This window comes from Actinomyces radicidentis (genome assembly GCF_001553565.1).
In the GTDB taxonomy this organism is placed as follows: Bacteria; Actinomycetota; Actinomycetes; order Actinomycetales; family Actinomycetaceae; genus Actinomyces; species Actinomyces radicidentis.
This window is the reverse complement of the sequence record NZ_CP014228.1, coordinates 503,628-517,596: the sequence shown is the minus strand read 5'-3', so window position 1 is coordinate 517,596 and position 13,969 is coordinate 503,628. Positions and strand designations below refer to the sequence as shown.

14 protein-coding genes are annotated in these 13,969 nt (G+C 71.2%); 7 read left to right on the top strand and 7 right to left on the bottom strand.

The window, feature by feature from the left end:
• The first annotated feature begins 45 nt into the window (after positions 1–45).
• Both AXF14_RS02200 and AXF14_RS02195 read left to right on the top strand, forming a co-directional pair.
• Positions 46–1,482 (top strand): AMP-binding enzyme, encoded by a 1,437-nt coding sequence (locus AXF14_RS02200; RefSeq protein WP_236755860.1) that lies wholly within the window; start codon positions 46–48, stop codon positions 1,480–1,482.
• A gap of 157 nt (positions 1,483–1,639) precedes the next feature.
• The gene (locus AXF14_RS02195) at positions 1,640–2,620 is read left to right on the top strand and encodes a 1,4-dihydroxy-2-naphthoate polyprenyltransferase (protein ID WP_067940351.1); all 981 of its coding nucleotides are present in this window, start codon (positions 1,640–1,642) and stop codon (positions 2,618–2,620) included.
• A gap of 252 nt (positions 2,621–2,872) precedes the next feature.
• Here AXF14_RS02195 and AXF14_RS02190 read toward each other — a convergent pair whose 3' ends face one another.
• Both AXF14_RS02190 and AXF14_RS02185 read right to left on the bottom strand, forming a co-directional pair.
• Positions 2,873–3,484 carry a YagU family protein gene (locus AXF14_RS02190; RefSeq protein ID WP_067940348.1) on the bottom strand — a complete coding sequence of 204 codons (612 nt, stop codon included), beginning with the start codon at positions 3,482–3,484 and terminating at the stop codon, positions 2,873–2,875.
• A 278-nt stretch (positions 3,485–3,762) separates the two neighbouring features.
• Entirely contained in the window at positions 3,763–4,068 is a 306-nt protein-coding gene (locus AXF14_RS02185) for a hypothetical protein (protein ID WP_067940346.1), read from the bottom strand.
• Positions 4,069–4,254: 186 nt separating this feature from the next.
• On the opposite strand from AXF14_RS02185, the gene AXF14_RS02180 reads away from it, so the two are divergent.
• From AXF14_RS02180 to AXF14_RS13850, 3 genes are read left to right on the top strand one after another with little or no spacing between them, the layout of a single operon-like run.
• On the top strand, positions 4,255–5,952 hold the full coding sequence (locus AXF14_RS02180) for a cytochrome c biogenesis protein CcdA (RefSeq protein WP_067940344.1): 1,698 nt from the start codon (positions 4,255–4,257) through the stop codon (positions 5,950–5,952).
• A gap of 30 nt (positions 5,953–5,982) precedes the next feature.
• Positions 5,983–6,537, top strand: a complete 555-nt coding sequence (locus AXF14_RS02175; RefSeq protein ID WP_084355285.1) for a sigma-70 family RNA polymerase sigma factor — start codon at positions 5,983–5,985, stop codon at positions 6,535–6,537.
• Positions 6,534–7,472 carry an anti-sigma factor gene (locus tag AXF14_RS13850; protein WP_169798239.1) on the top strand — a complete coding sequence of 313 codons (939 nt, stop codon included), beginning with the start codon at positions 6,534–6,536 and terminating at the stop codon, positions 7,470–7,472. Before AXF14_RS02175 ends, AXF14_RS13850 begins: the two co-directional genes overlap by 4 nt.
• A 90-nt stretch (positions 7,473–7,562) precedes the next feature.
• Here the strand turns inward: AXF14_RS13850 and AXF14_RS02165 are convergent, their stop codons facing one another.
• From AXF14_RS02165 to AXF14_RS02145, 5 genes are all read right to left on the bottom strand, one after another.
• Positions 7,563–8,726 carry a 1,4-dihydroxy-2-naphthoyl-CoA synthase gene (locus tag AXF14_RS02165; protein ID WP_067940339.1) on the bottom strand — a complete coding sequence of 388 codons (1,164 nt, stop codon included), beginning with the start codon at positions 8,724–8,726 and terminating at the stop codon, positions 7,563–7,565.
• A 34-nt stretch (positions 8,727–8,760) separates the two neighbouring features.
• On the bottom strand, positions 8,761–9,429 hold the full coding sequence (locus AXF14_RS02160) for a response regulator (protein WP_067940336.1): 669 nt from the start codon (positions 9,427–9,429) through the stop codon (positions 8,761–8,763).
• Positions 9,426–10,637, bottom strand: coding sequence for a sensor histidine kinase (locus AXF14_RS02155; protein WP_150118394.1), 1,212 nt, complete (start codon positions 10,635–10,637; stop codon positions 9,426–9,428). Before AXF14_RS02155 ends, AXF14_RS02160 begins: the two co-directional genes overlap by 4 nt.
• Before the next feature lie 125 nt (positions 10,638–10,762).
• Positions 10,763–11,362, bottom strand: coding sequence for a hypothetical protein (locus AXF14_RS02150; protein WP_067943921.1), 600 nt, complete (start codon positions 11,360–11,362; stop codon positions 10,763–10,765).
• 63 nt (positions 11,363–11,425) lie between these two features.
• Positions 11,426–11,935 carry a hypothetical protein gene (locus tag AXF14_RS02145; protein ID WP_067940328.1) on the bottom strand — a complete coding sequence of 170 codons (510 nt, stop codon included), beginning with the start codon at positions 11,933–11,935 and terminating at the stop codon, positions 11,426–11,428.
• Positions 11,936–12,137: 202 nt separating this feature from the next.
• Here AXF14_RS02145 and AXF14_RS02140 point away from each other — a divergent pair, with 202 nt between their 5' ends.
• Positions 12,138–13,505, top strand: coding sequence for an arginine deiminase (locus AXF14_RS02140; RefSeq protein WP_067940325.1), 1,368 nt, complete (start codon positions 12,138–12,140; stop codon positions 13,503–13,505).
• A 94-nt stretch (positions 13,506–13,599) separates the two neighbouring features.
• Positions 13,600–13,956: a transposase gene (locus AXF14_RS02135; protein ID WP_169798238.1), complete on the top strand. Its 357-nt coding sequence runs from the start codon at positions 13,600–13,602 to the stop codon at positions 13,954–13,956.
• Positions 13,957–13,969 lie beyond the last annotated feature (13 nt).

Below are 13,969 nucleotides of genomic sequence, written 5' to 3'. Positions count from 1 at the left end.
CGCCCGGCTACCCCGGTCCGCGGTGACCTGTGCGACCCTGGGACCGTGACGGGCACGGAGCAGGGATCAGCGCAGGACGCGGTGGACGCGGAGGCGCGGACCCCGGAACCGGCCGGGGCGCCGACGCCGACGGCGCCCATGAGCGTGGCCGGCCCGACGCCGTCCCAGCAGCCCACCGCCCCGCTCGCCGAACGCACCCTCGACCTGTGCGTCGGCGGCACCCGGCCCGACGACGTCGGCCTCCTCACGAGCGCGCTCACCTCCGTCCTCGCCTCCAGGGGACTCCTCGAGGCGCTCGGCCCCGAGCAGGTGGCCGCCGTCCCCGCCGGACCCCGCCCCCTCCTCGTCCCGGTCGGTCCCGCCGAGGACCCCGGCGAGGTCGAGGCCGACCTCCGCGCGCGCGTCGACGCCGTCCCCGAGGCCGCCGACCTCGTCCTGAGGACCTCCGGGTCGACCACCGGCACGGGGTCCCTCGTCGCCATGAGCGCCGCCGCGCTCGCGGCCTCGGCCCGCGCCACCCACGCGCGCCTCGGGGGGACGGGGACCTGGGTCCTCGCCCTGCCCGCGCACCATGTCGCCGGGCTCCAGGTCCTCGTCCGCTCCGTCCTGGCCGGTACCCGCCCCGTGGTCGTCGACACCTCCGACGGCTTCCGGACCGCCGCCCTCGTCGGGGGGCTGCGGGCCGCCCGCGAGCAGGCGGGCTCGGCGCCCGACGGGCGGGTGTACGCCTCCCTCGTCCCCACCCAGCTCCTGCGCGTCCTCGACGACGCCGACGCCGCCGAAGCGCTCGCCGACGCCGACGGGGTCCTCCTCGGAGGGGCCGCCGCGGACCCCGGCCTCCTGGCGCGCGCACGCGCCGCGGGGGTCCGCTTCCTCACCACCTACGGCATGAGCGAGACCGGCGGCGGCTGCGTCTACGACGGCCTGCCGCTCGACGGCGTCGGCGTGAGCATCGAGGAGCCCGACGGCGAGGGCGTCGGCCGCGTGGTCCTCGCCGGTCCGGTCCTCGCCGAGGGCTACCTCGCCGGCGGCGGCGCGACCACCTTCCGGGAGACGGTCCCAGCGCCCGGCACCGGTACCGGCCACCGCCGAGAGGTCCTCACGGCCGACCGCGGCCGCCTCCTCACCGGGGACGACGGCGTGACCCGCCTCGAGGTGCTCGGCCGGCTCGACGACGTCATCGTCACCGGCGGGATCAAGGTCGAGCCGCGCGCCGTCGAGGAGGCCCTCACCCGGCTCGACGGCGTCGGTGAGGCCTGCGTCGTCGGACTGCCGGACGCCCGCTGGGGGAGACGCGTCGTCGCCGCCGTCGTCCCCGAGACCGGCAGGGCGCTCGACGCGGAGGCCGTCCGCGAGGCCGTGCGCGACGTGCTCGACGGCGCCCACGCCCCCAAGGAGGTCCTCGTCCTGAACGCCCTCCCGACGCGCGGCCCCGGGAAGGTCGACCGCCGCGCCGTCGCCGCCCTGCTGGCAGGGGACTGAAGCGCGCCGCCCGCTGCGGCCCGATGTGCCGGGATCGAGTGAGACGGCCTCGGACCACCGTCCCCGAGCTCGATCCGGGGGCCTGTCCCTCGATCCCGGGGCCTGGCAGGGTGAGCGGTAGGCTCACGGGTCGCCGGCACCCCGCAGGAAGGACCCCATGAGCACCTCAGCCGCTCCCGACGCCCCGGGCACCCCGAGGCCGCGCGAGCCCCGCGCCACGAGCTGGGCGGAGGTCGTCCGGCTGCGCACCCTGCCCGCCGCCGTCGCCCCCGTCATCCTCGGGGGCGGAGCCGCCGCCGCGCTCGGCGGCTTCTCCCTCGTGCGCACGCTCCTCGCCGCCGGCGTCGCCCTCGCCCTGCAGATCGGCTGCAACCTCGCCAACGACTACTCCGACGGCGTGCGCGGCACCGACGACGACCGCACCGGCCCGCCGCGCCTGACCGCCTCCGGCGATGTCTCCCCGCGCGCCGTCAAGCTCGCCGCCTTCGGCTGTTTCGGCATCGGCGGTCTGCTCGGCCTCGTCCTCCTGGCCCTGTCCGGGCAGTGGTGGATGCTGCTCCTGGGAGCCGCTGCCATCGCCGCCGCCTGGTACTACACGGGCGGCTCCCACCCCTACGGCTACGCGGGCCTGGGGGAGGTGTTCGTCCTCGTCTTCTTCGGCCTCATGGCGACCACGGGCACGACCTACGTCCAGACCGGCACGGTCCCCGGGTGGCTCTGGGCGGCGGCCTGCGGCATCGGCCTCATCGCCTGCTCGCTGCTCATGGTGAACAACCTGCGCGACATCGAGACGGACCCGGCGCACGGCAAGCGGACCCTCGCGGTGCGCCTCGGCGACGACGGCGCTCGGACCTCCTTCGTCGCGATGATCCGCCTGCCGGTGCTCCTCGCCGTCGTCTCCCTCGGCTGGGCGCGTGCCGTGGACTCCCGCGAGGGCGACGGGACCGCCCTCGGCGGCGGGATCCAGCTCCTTATCGTGCTCGCGGTCCTCACGTGGATGGCGCACAAGGTGACCCGCACCGTCACGGCGGGCGCCAAGGGGCGCGCGCTCATCCCGGCCCTGCGCGACGCCGGCCTCTTCGAGCTCGTCTACGGCGTCGTCGTCGCCGTCGCGCTCGTTACCGTCACCGCCGCCTGACCGCGCTGCCCGTCGCCGAGATCGGGACATCCTGACGTCGAGACCGGGACATCGTCACCCATGGGTCCCGGCTGGGCGTCGGCCACCAGGTGCGAGCGACCCGGCCTGAGGGGACGGTCGGAGGGATGTCCCGATCTCGCGGTTCACGTGTCCCGATCTCGCGGACGGAGCTGCGGCGGGGAGACGCGAGGACGCCCGCCGCTCCTCAGGGGAGCGGCGGGCGTCCTGCGTGCTGCGGCGTCGGCGCCGGGATCAGCGGGTGGCGGCGAGGGCGACCTCGGCGTCGGGCTCGTGCGTGATGCGGTTGCGCAGGTCGCGGCGGACGATCTCGATGGACCACATCCACACGATGTGGCCGAAGCACTCGGAGAAGTGCTCGGACCAGCTCTGCGGACCGTACTGGTTGATGCCGGTGCGGGCGACGTCGGCCCACGGGAAGGGGTTCGGGGCCCAGTGGAGCAGCGGCATGACGATGATGTGCGCGCCGATCCAGACGGCGACACCGAAGGCGGCGCCCTGCCACAGCTTGACGCGCGGGAAGTACTCGGCGAGCACGCAGTAGGCGATGCCGAAGACGATGGCGAACGAGAAGTGCACGATGAAGGACATGATCGGCAGGTCCGTGTGGCTGAAGCTCACGGTCGCGTGCGACATGTCGTGGCTCATGCCGAACCACTCGAGCATGGCCTGCGGCGGGTTCGTCAGCTGGCGCTCGGGGGTGCGGGGCGGGAAGGGGACCTCCCAGCCGAACTTGACGATGGCGGAGAAGGTGCCGGCGATGAGGCCGACGATCGCGGCGACGCCGAGACGACGGCGCGGGCTGTCGGTCAGCGGGCCGGTGATCCTGAGGATCCAGGCGGGCATGGGTGCCTCCAACGGGGGAGCGGCGGTGCCGCTCGGGATGGGGAGGAGGCGCCCACGGGGAGGGCACGTCCTCGTGGTCGGACAGGACTCTGTCACGAAACCGTCTCGAGGTGAACGTCCGATGACCGTGACAAACACCGGATAGTCGGTGGGACGAAACGCCCGCGGTTCCGGGCCGGAACGACTTTCGTCGCCGGAGCTCCCCCGGAAATGTCACGGGAGGGGCTGCCCGGGGCGGCGCGCACGACGACGTCGCCGGACGCGCCGCCCCGATCGGCTCACTTGCCGTCGTTCATGGAGTCGGTGCTCATCGAGGACGGGTCCGAGGACGAGCCGTCCTTCATGGAGCCGTCGCTCATCGAGTCGTCCGACATCGCCGTCGAGTCGTCGCTCATCATGGCGTCGGCGCTCGGGGAGGCGGACATCGAGTCGTCCTTCATCGAGTCGTCGGTCATGGCGGGCGAGGCGCTCATCGTGTCCTTCGGGGTCATCGTGTCGCCGGCGTCCTCGTTCCCGCAGGCGGCGAGGCCGAGGCCGGCGCTGAGGGCGAGGGCGGTGACGAGGGCGGTGGTCTGGCGGCGCATGGTGGGTTCCTCTCTGGAGACGCCCCGCGGGTCGGGGCCTGTCACCGAGGGGTTCGGAGCGGAAGGGACCGCGGATGCCGCCAGAGCATGTGATGCGCATCGCATCATGCGAGCGGGCTCGGCCCCATCCACGGCGCCCTCGGCTCCGAACCCCGGGTGAACCACCACCCAGCCAAGGAGGCCACCGTGCTCAGCCTCATCCTCATCGGGCTCCTCGGAGGAGCCGTCACCGGGATCTCACCGTGCATCCTGCCCGTCCTGCCCGTCATCCTCGTCGCGGGCGGCGCCGTCGGAGCCGGCGACGGCGACGACGCCCAGGGCGCCGCCCGCCGGAGCCGCGGGGAGCGGGCCCGCCCCTTCCTCGTCGTCGGCGGCCTCGTCCTGTCCTTCACCGTCTTCACCCTGCTCGGCTCGACCCTCCTCAACCTCCTCCACCTGCCCGACGGCGTCATCCGCTGGGCCGGGGTCGTCCTCCTCGTCCTCATCGGGATCGGCATGATCGTCCCGCGCGTCATGGGGCTCCTCGAGCGCCCCTTCGCCCGGCTGCGCGGCCCCGACGGCGCCGGCCCCTCCAACGGCTTCCTCCTCGGGCTGGTCCTCGGCGCCGCCTACGTGCCCTGCGCCGGCCCGGTCCTCGCGGCGGTCGCCGTCGCCGGGGCCACGGGGCGCATCGGCACCGACACGGTCGTCCTCGCCGTCTCCTTCGGCGTCGGCACCGCGATCCCGCTCCTCGCCTTCGCCCTCGCCGGCCGCGGCGTCACCGAGCGCGTCGCCGCCTTCCGCCGCCACCAGCGCGGCGTGCGCGTCACCGCAGGGGCCCTCCTTGTCGCCCTCGCGGTCGGCATCGTCCTCGACGCCCCCGCCGCCCTCCAACGGGCCCTGCCCGACTACACCGCCTCGGTGCAGGCCCGCACCGACGCCCTCCTCCACCGCGACTCCGCCTCCACCGCCGCCGGCTCCTGCGAGCCCGGCGCCGACCACCTCGCCAGCTGCGGACCCCTGCCCGCCATCACCGGTGCCACCGCCTGGCTCAACACGCCGGGCGAGCGCGCCCTCACCGACGCCGACCGCGCCGGCAAGGTCACCCTCATCGACTTCTACGCGTACTCCTGCATCAACTGCCAGCGATCCGTCCCCGCCGTCGAGCGCCTCTGGGAGACCTACAAGGACGCCGGCCTCCAGGTCATCGGCGTCCACTCGCCCGAGTACGCCTTCGAGCGCGACACCGACAACGTGCGCGCCGGCAGCGAGAGGCTCGGCATCACCTACCCCGTCGCCGTCGACTCCCGCCTCGAGACCTGGACCGCCTTCGACAACCACTACTGGCCCGCCCACTACCTCGCCGACGCCTCCGGCACCCTGCGCCAGGTGGCCTACGGCGAGGGCGGCGAGGAGGCCCTCGAGAAGCTCGTGCGCTGCCTCCTCGTCCAGGCGGACCCGGACGTGACCCTGCCCGCGCCCGTCCTCACCGACGACGGCGCCTCCGTCGCCGCCGACCGCACGCCCGAGACCTACCTCGGGGCCGACCGCGCCGAGAGGATCGCGAACGGGCCCCTGACCACCGGCGTGCAGGACCTCACCCTCCCGGACTCCCTCGAGCCCGACGAGGTGGGCCTCGGCGGCACCTGGGAGGTCACCGGGGAGTCGATCTCCCCCAAGGGCGGCCCCGGCACCGTCCGCCTCGCCTGGCGCGGCAAGCAGGTCAACCTCGTCGTCTCCGGCACCGGCGCACTCACCTGGACCGTCGACGGCGTGGAGCACCGCGAGGAGGTCTCCGGGACCCCCAACGGCGTCCGCCTCATCGACCGCCCCGAGGCCGGCTCGGGCACCCTCGAGCTGCGGGCCGACGAGGGGCTGAGCCTCTACTCCTTCACCTTCGGGTGAGCGGTGCGCGCACCGGCCTACGATCTCCCCGTGGAAGCCGACGACGCCCCGAGCGACGAGACGCTCCTCGGCCGGGTCGCAGCCGGCGACGAGGGCGCCTTCGTGCTCCTCTACGACCGCTGGGCGGGCCGGCTCCTCGCCCTCGTCCGACGGGTCCTCGTCGACCCGGCGCAGAGCGAGGAGGTGCTCCAGGAGGTGCTCCTCGAGGTGTGGCGCACCGCCGGCTCCTTCGACCCGGCCCGCGGCAGCGCCCGCGCCTGGATGGCCGTCATGGCCCGGCGCCGTGCCGTCGACCGCGTCCGCGCCTCGGAGTCGGCCCGGCGGCGCGAGCAGCGCTGGGTGCCCACGATGCCCGACGCCGACTCGACCGCCCAGAGCATCGAGGACGCCTTCGAGGCCGAGGAGGTCCGGGCGGCGCTCGACGCCGTCGGGGAGCCCCAGCGCACGACCCTTCTCCTCGCCTACGTGGAGGGCCTCACTCACAGCCAGATCGCCGAGCGGACCGGCACCCCGCTCGGCACCGTCAAGACACGCGTCCGCGACGGCGTCGCACGCCTTCGCACCGAGATGGGGGTGGACCGATGAAGCACGATGAGCAGCCGGCCCTCGAGCCCGAGGACCGCGAGCAGGACCCGCCGGCCGTCGCCGACGACGCCGACCTCCTCGACGGCGCGGCCGTCTCCGACGATGGCGCGGACATCGAGGACCCCGAGCTCCTCGGGCTCCTCATGGAGTCCCTCGCACCCGTCGAGCCCCCGTCCTCGCTGCGCGCCGACCTCCTGAGGGCCCTCCACACGGAGACGAGCGGAGCGTCCGAGGCCGTCGCGGCAGCCGGCACGGCACCGGAGGCGACCCCGGGGGAGACCTCGACCGGGGCCGCCGCCGAGGACCCCGCCGAGAAGCCCGTGGAGCGGACCGGGGAGGACGCGGTCGGGGACCACGGCGCCGTCGTCGTCCCGCTGCGCCGCCGACGCCGCAGGACCGTCCTGCTGAGGTCCGCGGCCGCCGTCGTCATCCTCGGCGTCGGCATCGGGATCGGAACCGGCATCGGCCGCTCGACCGCCATGAGCTCCATGGCCTCGACCGAGCACTACGCCCACCTCAACCAGGCCCAGGACGTGCAGCGCGTCACCGACACCATGCCCGACGGGCACGTCGCCACCCTCACCTGGTCCGAGGACATGTCGATGACGGCCCTCAGCCTCCCTGAGGCCATGATGGCCGCCTCCCAGGGGCACAGCCTCCAGGTCTGGCTGGTCAAGGGCGGGACCACGAGCTCGCTCGGCCTCTACGACCCGAGCGCCGGCACCGGCTTCACCTTCCTCGACCTCATGCCCGAGGACGGCGAGCAGATCATCATCACCCAGGAGCCCGAGGGCGGCTCGACCCAGCCCACCGGGGCCCCGCTCGTCACCTTCGACGTCAACGCCGACGGCACGACGACGCAGCGCACCACGCCCTCGGGCCCGGGCGGCGCAGGCGGCACCGCCTCACCGAGCGCGTCGGCCGGCCGCGCCTGAGCGCCGGCCCGCGGCGCCCGGCCGCCGGGCGCCCTCGCGCCGACCGGCCGGGGCCCAGGGGAAAGGCACCGCCCGCTGCGGCGAGGCCCGTCAGAAGTAGTACGGGAAAGGGGACCAGTCCGGCTCGCGCCGCTCGAGGAAGGCGTCGCGCCCCTCGACCGCCTCATCCGTCATGTACGCCAGGCGCGTCGCCTCCCCGGCGAAGACCTGCTGGCCGGCCAGGCCGTCGTCGGCGAGGTTGAAGGCGAGCTTGAGCATCCGGATCGCCTGCGGGGACTTGCCCGTCACCGTGCGCGCCCACTCCAGCGCCGTCGTCTCAAGCTCGGCGTGCGGGACGGCCTCGTTGACGACGCCCCAGCGCTCCGCGGTCTCGGCGTCGTAGGTGCGCGCGAGGAAGAAGATCTCGCGGGCGCGCTTGTCACCCACCTGGCGGGCCAGGAGCGCCGAGCCGTAGCCGGCGTCGAAGGAGCCGACGTTCGCGTCGGTCTGCTTGAACCGGGCGTGCTCGAGGGAGGCCACCGACAGGTCGCAGACGACGTTGAGGGAGTGGCCGCCGCCCGCCGCCCAGCCGGAGACGGCCGCGATGACGACCTTCGGCATGGTGCGGATGAGCCGCTGCACCTCCAGGATGTGGAGCCGCCCGGCGCGGGCGGCGTCGACGCGGGCGCGGCGCGCTGCGACCTCGGCGTCGTGGCCCTCCGCCTGCGGGAGGTCCGCGCCGTCGGCGCCGCGGGCGGCGGTGCCCGGCGCCGACTCCCCGGAGACCGCCCCGCCGACGCCGTCGGTGGACTCGTAGTGGTAGCCGTCCCGGCCGCGGATGCGCTGGTCGCCCCCGGAGCAGAAGCCCCAGCCGCCGTCCTTGGGGGAGGGGCCGTTCCCCGTGAGGATGACGGCGCCGACGTCGCCGCTCATCCGGGCGTGGTCGAGGGCGCGGTAGAGCTCGTCGACGGTGCGCGGGCGGAAGGCGTTGCGCAGCTCGGGACGGTCGATCGCGACCCTCACGACCGGCAGGTCGCGGACCCAGCGGCCCTGCGCGTCGCGCTCGCAGCCGCGGTGGTAGGTGACGTCGGTGAGTGCCCGGTCATCGACGTCGCCGTCGCTGGACGGTGCCGCGGCGTCGGTCCCGTCCCCCGGCAGCGCGTGCCGGGCGTGACGGAAGCCCTCGACCTCCCGCCAGACGGTGGGGTCGAAGATCTCGGAGACACGAGGCGGCAGCGTGTCTGACGGCGGCGTGTCGATGTCGGGGGTTGGCATACGCGTCAGAGTAGCCGGGTGGACGCGGGCCGGATCATCTCGTGATGTGTGCGGCGAGCAGCTCAGTGCGCGAGCGGTATCCAAGTTGCTGGAGAATCTCGGAGACGTAGAGGCGGACGGTGTTCTGTGAGAGGTCTAGGAGAAGCGCGATCCGTTTGTTCGTCAGTCCTTGCAGCAGGTAGGCGTGGACGGCCTGAAGGTGTGGAGGCATGCTGTCCACGGCTGCTTGGGTGCGCCGTACGGCCTCATGCTGCGCCTGCTGTGTCATGTAGGCGTCGACGAGGAGCTCCGTGGGACGTGCAGACATGACTGGTTCGCCCTGGTAGGCGCGGACCAGGGCGAGGGCGACGTCCTCAGGTGCCTCATCCTTGGTGATCACGCTGTTGACACCGAGGGACAGGAGATCGCCAAGAGAGTCCTCACGGTGGAACACGGTGAACATGACGATCGCCATGTTGGGGTGCTCCTGCATGATGGCCTGTGCGGTCTCAGGCCCAGTCAGCCCAGGCATCTCGATGTCAATGAGCGCTACGTCGATGGTCACCTCGCCGTCATTCAGAAGGCTTACGGCTGTCAGTCCGTCCGCGGCCGTCGCAGTGACGGAGACGGGCGGCTGGGCATCGATCTGGGCAGCGAATGCGGTTCGAATGAGCGGGTCGTCGTCGACGATCATGATCCGCAGTGGCGCGCTGAGGTCCGTCATCGACTACCTCGCGCGTCTCGCGCCGGGCTGAGGGCGGCTGAGGTTGTGTGGTGTTGAGGTGGTGGAGCGGCAGGGATGGTTGCGATGACGCTCCATGAGTTGCCGACCCTGCTGGCGACGAGACTCCCTCCGGCCCTATTGAAGCGCCTGGTGAGGGCGTACATGCCGTGACCGCCATGCAGCTCCGCCGGCACCTCATGGTCACGCCAAGGAGCGGTGAAGGATATCGCCAGCTCTGTCTCGGTCGGCTCCGCGATCAGGGAGAGGAGGTCTCCGTCCTCGCTGTACTTGAGCGCGTTGATGGTGCACTCGCGAACAAGTGAACCGAGGAGCTGAGGCCCGTGAGTTCCGTACTGCGCCAGACGGAGCTCAGCTTCGTCAATGTCGGTGTCCAGCGTCATGGAGCGTTGTGCAAGCGCCTTCTGGCAAGTGCGCAGGAGCTCGGCAATCGAGGTCTCCTCGGTCAGCGAGCCTGGGGGTGCAGCGAGGCTGTCGATGAGCGCGCGGAGGTGAACGAGTGAGTGCCGCAGTATTGCCTCTATGGTGGCCACTTCCTTCTCATGCCCAGGGGTGGAGTCTCGCAAGTGACGACTCAGGATGAGAACGTGAGTCAAGTCAGCGGCGAGATCATCGTGCAGGGTGTCAGCCACATCATGCTGGAGTCGCTGGCTCATGGACGTCATCGCCTCGCGGGACTCTTGGGCGTCCCGCTCCAAGAGCCTCATTCGCTGGAGGAGTCGCCGGAGAAGCAGGCCGGCGACTACGCAGATGGCGCCCCACAGCAGAGCCGAGGCGAGGAGCTCTCGTGGTGTGAGCCAACGGGTCTGACCCCCGTAGAAGACCAGAAAGATGCCCGTGGCTGTCCAATGACGACCTCGACTGACGAGATCGATGATGATGACCCACGTCAATGCTGACGCCCACAGAAGGTGGGCGCCTGGTGTGAGGAGTGCGGCGCACAGTACTGCGGCGAAGATCGCAGCGCCGAGGCGCTCGTAGCGGGCGTAGGTAACGAAAGCAAGAACCTGCCCGACCTCCCAGGCGGTCGAGACAGTAGACGACGTCGTGAGGAGTGTGTGCAGATCGAGGCCGAAGACCAGCGTCACACTGATCATGAGTACCCACCCTCTGAGGGGCGAGGCGTATCCAGAAGATTGTGCCGAAGTCATTTCGACGAGCATAAGAATGGGGGTGGTAGGTACCGGCACCAAGGGATGTTGATCGTCCCTGCGGGGAGAGACGTGGATGGACCGGGTGGTACCGGGGTCGCGAGGGACACGAGTATCATTACCGTAACGAGAGTGCTTCTGGCGGGATGACCGTGGAGCATCGTCTATCTTCCGTCCTTGATCCGACGACCGTTCTCATCGACGTAGTAGCCTTCATCATCGATCTCTGAAAGGTTCAAGCGTCCTTCCTGAATCTCCTCGGAAAAATGTGTTCGCGTCATCAGTCGCACCTGCCGACCGCGTTCCATCATGTCAGTGTGCCGGTGGGACGTGTCCCAGGGCTGGTCGAGCGTGATGATGACGACGACGTAGAAGGCCCATGTCATCAGGGTGAGAGGGATGAGTGAGTCTGGTGCCAGAAGCGTGGCGGCCGTAGCGGCTGCCACGGCTGGGCATATGACTGCGGCGATGGTCAAGGGGATGCCCTCTGGGTCGTCCGTCCGTCGAGCATGCATGATCAACCGTGCGGCTGCTGCGTCAAGTAGCTCTCGTACCGCGGCGGCCGTGGCCGCGAACGCGGCGACACGGCCGAGACTCAGCCCTGGTTGCGTCAGTGTCGACCAGATCCCCGTGATCAGACTGAGGCAGAATCCGAGGAATAGCGCCATCATGACTCGCCCGCAGATCAGTGCCCAGACTGGGATCTCTGGATGCCAGGGGGCTGTATCCGCTTCTGGGGTATTCGCTGTGGGTTCGTCTTCCATGGCCTCTCCCTTGCTCGCGCCCATCTTGGATCGCCGTGGTTATCTTCCTGGGTTCTCCGGGGCTCATCCGAAGCAGGCGGCGATCACGTCTCCGAAGCCCAGCAGAGCCTTGAGCACCTCCACTCCCTCGGGGCCGATCTGGGCCGCTGCGGCTCCGCTACGGATTGCACGGATGATTCCCCTGACCCCACCCCATAGCCTACGAGCGGTACGGATCCAGGAGAGGACCTTCGCGACCGGGATGCCGTACTCGATGATGACCCCCGCGACCTCGATGGCGCACTGAGCCGGATTCATCGCAGGGCTGTTTCGGAGTGCGGACGACGTTGGCATGACAACAGTGAGGCCTCCAAGCGCCACTGAAAGCCGGTGCGCATAGTTCGGTGTGGTGGCCGGGTCGGCCGTTCTCAGGTCTGCGGGGAGCGACTCAAGGGCGCCCTGGATCTCGTTGAGCTGGTGATCCTCATCCAGGGTGCGGTTGGAGGGAGCGGCAGCGGCCGATGATGCGGTACTGAGCATGATGCCCCCGGCGCCAACGGCGGTGGAGAGCTGCAAGAACTTCCTGCGGTCCATGGTGATGACTCCAAGTCTATCTGTCTGTCATGACAGGTGGCTCCCCTCACAGGGACTGTAGGATCTTGGGTGCTCGCGGTGCAGGTTGATCTTCGTCAGGGTCGCTTGCGCAACGTCAGGTGCTGCTCGGGCGGGCTTGCGGCGTCTTGAGGGGACCCACCTACTTCAGGCATGTTGCCGGAGCCCTCGTTACCCTGGGGTCATGACACGGACCGAGGAAGCTGCTACGACCACCGCCGCCGGCGCACGGCCGTTCATCCCGGCGAGCCAGGGAGGCGGCCAGGTCTGCTCGGAGACGGGCCGCCTGCGCGAGGTCATCGTGCACCGCCCCGGCGCGGAGATCGCCAGGCTCACCCCGATCAACGCCGACAGCCTCCTCTTCGACGACGCCCTGTCCGTGCGCCGCGCGCAGGCCGAGCACGACGCCTTCACCGCGATCCTGCGGGCCGAGGGCGCCCTCGTCCACGACTTCCGCGACCTCCTCGTCGAGTCACTCGACTACCCCGAGGCTCGCGCGCTCGTTCTCGAGGAGACCGTCGGCCCTCTCGCCGTCGGCGTCTCCACCTCGGAGGTCCTCACCGACTACCTCTCCGGCCTGCCCTCCGCCGAGCTCGCCGAGGTCCTCATCGCCGGCATCACGCGCACCGAGCTGCGCGAGCGCCTCACCCCCGCCGACGCCGAGGTCCTCTTCTCCACGACCTTCCTGTCCACCCTCGAGGGCCAGTTCGTCATCACCCCGCTGCCGAACCACCTCTTCACACGCGACACGACCGCCTGGCTCTACGGTGGCAAGCACGTCAACACGATGGCCCTCGGTCCCCGCCGACGCGAGGCCGTCAACTACGAGGCCATCTACCGCTACCACCCGGCCTTCAAGGACCGCGGGATCCTCTGGTCCGAGCAGCACGGTGCCTCCCCGGCCACCGTCGAGGGCGGCGACTTCCAGGTCGTCGGCAACCGCTCCCTCGTCATGGGACTGTCCCACCGCTCCTCCGCGGCGGGCGTCGAGAGGCTGGCCTCGCGGCTCTTCGCCGACGGCGTCGCCGACCGCGTCATCGGCGTGCACATGCCGGACCGCGCTTTCTACACCGAGCTCGAGGCCGTCATGCACCTCGACACCCTCATGACGAAGGTCGCCCCCGACACCTACCTGCGCTTCCCCGGCTTCAACGACGTCACCACCGTCGAGATCGAGCCCGGAGCCGCCCACGGCTCCACCAAGGACGCCGTCGAGGCCGGCGGCGGACGGCGCGCCTCTCTCCACGTCACCGTCCACGACGGCTCGGAGATGGACCACGTCCTCGCCCGGGCCGCGGGCATCGACTCCTTCCGCATCATCAGCCCCGACATGAGCGACGAGGCGGAGGCCCTGCGCGAGCTCGCCCGCGACTCCTGCAACGTCGTCGCCGTCGCCCCGAGCCGCGTCATCGGCTACGCCCACAACGCCCGCGCCAACGACGCCCTGCGCCAGGCCGGCGTCGAGGTCATCGAGACCCCCGGCGTCGAGCTCGTCCGCGGCCGCGGCGGCTCGCACTGCATGACCTGCCCGGTCACCCGCGACGCGGTCTGAGCGCCACGGACGGCTGAGGCTGCGGCCATGTGGGGACTGAACGGCCATGCGCTCCACAGGAGGGTGCCGAAGGATTGACTGGATCGTCCCGGGTGTGGTGGAGGGTCTGAATCCACGGAAGGACGAGGTTCATGCCCGTGACCTGCGGAAGTACCCCGACGCGGTCAAGGAGCGTGCGATCCGGCTGTGCCTAGACGCGCTGAAGGACCCGGACCGTGCGAAGGGGTGTTTCACGCGGATCGGCGACGAGCTCGGCGTCAACGGCGAGACCTTGCGCGGCTGGGTGCGCCGGGCCCAGGTGAATGCGCGTGAGCGCCCCGGCACCACCACGGAGGACGCGGCCCGTATCCGAGATCTGGAGAAAGAGGTCCGTGAGCTGACGCGGGCCAACGCGATCTTGAAGAGTGCCTCGGCTTTTTTCGCGGCGGAGCCAGGCCGCCCATCCCGATGATCTGCCAGTACAT

Excerpts from the sequence above, each read along its gene's own strand:
- AXF14_RS02150 (WP_067943921.1), bottom strand. The coding sequence starts at position 11,362 with ATGGAAGACGAACCCACAGCGAATACCCCAGAAGCGGATACAGCCCCC.
- AXF14_RS02160 (WP_067940336.1), bottom strand. The coding sequence starts at position 9,429 with ATGACGGACCTCAGCGCGCCACTGCGGATCATGATCGTCGACGACGAC.
- AXF14_RS13850 (WP_169798239.1), top strand. The coding sequence starts at position 6,534 with ATGAAGCACGATGAGCAGCCGGCCCTCGAGCCCGAGGACCGCGAGCAG.
- AXF14_RS02145 (WP_067940328.1), bottom strand. The coding sequence starts at position 11,935 with ATGGACCGCAGGAAGTTCTTGCAGCTCTCCACCGCCGTTGGCGCCGGG.
- AXF14_RS02165 (WP_067940339.1), bottom strand. The coding sequence starts at position 8,726 with ATGCCAACCCCCGACATCGACACGCCGCCGTCAGACACGCTGCCGCCT.
- AXF14_RS02185 (WP_067940346.1), bottom strand. The coding sequence starts at position 4,068 with ATGCGCCGCCAGACCACCGCCCTCGTCACCGCCCTCGCCCTCAGCGCC.
- AXF14_RS02195 (WP_067940351.1), top strand. The coding sequence starts at position 1,640 with ATGAGCACCTCAGCCGCTCCCGACGCCCCGGGCACCCCGAGGCCGCGC.
- AXF14_RS02140 (WP_067940325.1), top strand. The coding sequence starts at position 12,138 with ATGACACGGACCGAGGAAGCTGCTACGACCACCGCCGCCGGCGCACGG.
- AXF14_RS02190 (WP_067940348.1), bottom strand. The coding sequence starts at position 3,484 with ATGCCCGCCTGGATCCTCAGGATCACCGGCCCGCTGACCGACAGCCCG.